Genomic DNA, 3,774 nt, shown 5'->3' with positions numbered 1-3,774 from the left:
GGAAGCCATCGAGAACATCGACATCGGCGGCCCGTCCATGCTGCGCAGCGCGGCGAAGAACCACCGCTGGGTGACCGTGATCACGGATCCCGCCGATTACAGCATCGTGCTGGAAGAGATGAAGGAGCACGCCGGAGACACCACCCTGGGCACCCGCGAGCGCCTAGCCTGCAAGGTCTTCCAGCGCACCGGGGCGTATGATACCGCCATCGCCGCCTACCTGAACAAGGAGCAGACCACGCAGAAGACCTTCAACCTCAGCCTGCCTCTCTACGCCGAGCTGCGCTACGGTGACAACCCGCACCAGAAGACCTCCCTCTACGGCAACTTCGGCGACTACTTCGTGAAGCTGCACGGCAAGGACCTCAGCTACACCAACGTGCTGGACATCCACGCGGCGGCCGAGATCGCCCTGGAGTTCCGCCGCCCCACTGTGGCCATTCTCAAGCACACCAATCCCTGCGGCGTGGGCTGTGCGGATGAAGATCTGCGCGAAGCCTGGCAGAAGGCGTTTGAAACGGACAAGCAGGCCCCCTTTGGCGGCGTCATCGTGGTGAATCGCAGCATGACGCTCGGTCTCGCCCGCATCATCTCGGAGATTTTTACCGATGTGATCATCGCCCCGGATTTCGATGCAGACGCCCGCGCATTGCTGCAGAAGAAAAAGAACCTGCGTCTCATCCAGATGCTGCCCGGCGTGGCCGAAGCTCTGACCGAGCCGACCATCCGCTCCGCCCCTGGCGGTGTGATGGTGATGGACAGCGACTCCCGCGCCCTGGGCCTGGACGATCTGGAATCCAAGGTGAAAACCATTCGCCCACCAACCCGCGACGAACTGGAAGCCATGCGCTTCGGCTGGCGCGTGGTGAAGCACGTGAAGTCCAACGCCATCGTCTTCGCCACCAGCGACCGCACACTGGCCATCGGCGCCGGTCAGATGAGCCGCGTGGACTCCTGCCGCATCGCCATCTGGAAGGCCAAGGAAGCCGGGCTTTCCCTCAAGGGCTGCATCGTCGCCTCAGACGCCATGTTCCCCTTCCCTGACGGCCTGATCGCCGCTGCCGAAGCCGGAGCCACGGCCGCCATCCAGCCCGGAGGCTCCGTGAAGGATGCCGAGGTCATTGCGGCTGCCGATGAGCACAAAATGGCCATGTGCTTCACCGGCGTGCGCCACTTCCTGCACTAGGATTGAGACGTGTAAAAGGTGGCCAGCCCACTCAGGTTTAACTATTTAGATACGATGAATAGTTAAGCCATCTTAATCAAGCAGCGTCAGCACCGCCAGCCCTCGGGACTGCGCGCTGTATTTTGCCTCTTGTGCGGACGCTGCTCCCGTCCATGCCTACGCCCCATGATTTTCGCCTACTACCTGCACGACCTCAGCCCGTTTGTGATCAAGTTCACAGACAAGATTGCCATTCATTGGTATGGCCTCGCGTATGTGCTGGGATTCTACCTCACCTACCGGGTGATGCACTTTCTGGCAAAGCGGGGGCTGTCTGAGATCAAGCCGGCGGCGGTGGCGGATTTCATCACGCTGGTGTCGCTCTTTGGCCTCGTGCTGGGCGGGCGGCTGGGCTACATGCTGCTGTACAACTTTGACGAGTTCATCCATGCGCCGTGGACGTTCTTCCTGCTGAATCAGGGTGGCATGGCCAGCCATGGCGGCATTGCAGGCACGACGCTGTTCTGCGGCTGGTATGCTTGGAAGCACAAGATCTCCTGGGCCGGCATTGGCGACTCCATCGTCTGCGGTGCGCCGCTGGGCATCTTTCTGGGCCGCATCGCGAACTTCATCAATGGCGAGCTGTTTGGTCATGTGACCAGCGTGTCGTGGGCAGTGAAGTTTCCGACGGAGCTGCTGCATGAGGATTTCGTCAAGCAGGGCGGGGATTCAGCGTTGAGCCATGAGGTCTGGCAGCGCGGCCTGCAGCACAGCCCGGACATCATTGCCTACTTTGAGAAGTTTCGTGGCGGCCGTGCGGAGCTGGAGCAGATACTGCACCCTCGCCACCCCTCCCAGCTTTATGAGGCGTTTGGCGAGGGACTGCTGCTCAGCGCCATCCTGATCTTCATCCGCCTGCGCTTCCCCCGGCTGCGCCAGGGCATCATCGCCGGGCTGTTCTTCATCCTCTATGCGATCGCCCGCATTGCACTGGAGTATGTACGGCAGCCGGACAGTGGCTCCGAGATGATCATGGGCCTGACCAAGGGGCAGTTTTTCTCCACCTTCATGTTCATCGTCGGTGGTCTTTTCATCGGCTACGGACTGATCTGGGGCAAGAGCCCGCCCGGACCCGAAGCGGCCAAGGCCTGATTTTTAACCTTCCGCATACAAAAGCGGAACTCGGTGGCGTTAGGGTGGTCGTATAGTACCTTGCTCACGCATGGAAACCGCCTTTGACTGGAAAAGCACGTTTGACCACCTAGCTCCGCAGCTGGTGCTGTATGCGCGCCAACTGGTCGATTCAAAAGCCGACGCCGAAGACGTGGTCCAGCAGGCCTTTGTGCGCTGGTGGCGGCGCTTTCCAGAGGGAGACTCCGCCCACATCCCCCTGCTTTACGCCGCCGTCCGCACCATCGCCCTGGATCAGCGCCGCTCCGACCACCGCCGGGTGAACCGGGAGGCGAAGTCTGAGATCGCGGTGGCAGGGGAAAACGCGCCCGCCTTTGACCCCAAGCCCGAACATAAAGAGACCGCCGCCATCGTGGACAAGGCGCTGCAGACCCTTCCCGAAGATCAGCGCGAAGTCATCACGCTGAAGCTCTGGGGCGACCTCACCTTTAACGAAATCGCCGCCATGACCGGCAGCTCGATCAACACCATCGCCGGTCGTTACCGCTACGCGCTGCAGGCGCTGCATAAGAAGCTCGGACATCTGCGCGCCGATCTGCTCGGTGAATCCCCCTCTCCCGCCATCAACATCCTACCCTTTTCACCCACCACGGAGGCCATGTCATGAACAACGAAATCAATGAACAAGAACTCGAAAACCTGCTGCGCGGTCTCGCGCCAGCAGCAGCCTCCCCTGCCCTGGTGCAGCGGGTGGATGATGAACTGAAACTGGACATGAGCTGGCTCAGCACCAGCCAGCGGAAACCCCATCGCCAACCGCGCTGGCTAATGTCAGCCGGCTGGGCCGCCATGGGTGCCGCCGCAGCCTTCGCCGTGATGAGCTACCTGCCAGTGCAGCATTCCCAAGGCGGTGCCGCCGCTCTGGCCGCTGCCCCAGCCACCATTCGTGAATGGGATGACGAGCATGGCAACAGCATCCACCGTGGCCGCAGCCTCAATGATGACAAGCTCGCGCTCGTTGTGTCCCGCGAACTCGGAACCTGGGTGGATCCCCGCTACAGCTCACAGATGACCGTGGACATCTCCAGCCGTCAGCAGCTCCTGCAGCCTGTCTCTTTCAGATAAGCAAGGCTCCCAACCAGCCTCGCCACCTCCTCCCCACCATGAAACTGCCACACACATTCCTCATCGCCTGTCTCGGCGCTGCACCGCTGTGTGCGCAGCAGGTGGAGCCGAAAAACGAAGCCCCCAAGCCTGCCACCACCGAAGGGTCAGGTGCCAATGCCGGGGCGAAAACCGAGGGGCAGCCGCGCCATCGTCACCCTTATGCGAATGCCCAGCCCCAGCCGGAGCAGAAGCCGGTGGCCTACCTCGGTCTGCTCACCCGCGAGGTGCCGCCGGAGCTGCGGGCGCAGTTTTCCCTGCCGGAAGGCTTTGGCCTGCTGGTGGATGAAGTGCTGCCGGACTCTCCCGCCAAG

At 61.8% G+C, this 3,774-nt stretch carries 4 protein-coding genes and 1 pseudogene; all 5 read left to right on the top strand.

The annotated features are described in order from the left end of the window. Nucleotides 1–1,186, top strand: a 1,186-nt coding sequence (gene purH, locus ACILSL_RS27300; RefSeq protein WP_395735234.1) for a bifunctional phosphoribosylaminoimidazolecarboxamide formyltransferase/IMP cyclohydrolase, incomplete at its 5' end; no start/stop codon positions are given. 165 nt (nt 1,187–1,351) lie between these two features. Further along, on the top strand, nt 1,352–2,317 hold the full coding sequence (lgt, locus tag ACILSL_RS27295) for a prolipoprotein diacylglyceryl transferase (protein WP_395735233.1): 966 nt from the start codon (nt 1,352–1,354) through the stop codon (nt 2,315–2,317). Between the two features lie 70 nt (nt 2,318–2,387). Continuing rightward, nucleotides 2,388–2,963 carry an RNA polymerase sigma factor gene (locus ACILSL_RS27290; RefSeq protein WP_395735232.1) on the top strand — a complete coding sequence of 192 codons (576 nt, stop codon included), beginning with the start codon at nt 2,388–2,390 and terminating at the stop codon, nt 2,961–2,963. Further along, nucleotides 2,960–3,421 carry a hypothetical protein gene (locus ACILSL_RS27285; protein WP_395735231.1) on the top strand — a complete coding sequence of 154 codons (462 nt, stop codon included), beginning with the start codon at nt 2,960–2,962 and terminating at the stop codon, nt 3,419–3,421. The genes ACILSL_RS27290 and ACILSL_RS27285 overlap by 4 nt, the downstream gene beginning before the upstream one ends. Nucleotides 3,422–3,459: 38 nt before the next feature. Next, nucleotides 3,460–3,774 (top strand): annotated as a pseudogene (locus tag ACILSL_RS27280) (hypothetical protein); the annotation flags it as partial.

The organism is Prosthecobacter sp. (genome assembly GCF_044222345.1).
Taxonomy (GTDB): domain Bacteria; phylum Verrucomicrobiota; class Verrucomicrobiia; order Verrucomicrobiales; family Verrucomicrobiaceae; genus Prosthecobacter.
Note: the sequence above shows the minus strand (reverse complement) of the source record. Positions and strands in the feature narration are given on the sequence as shown.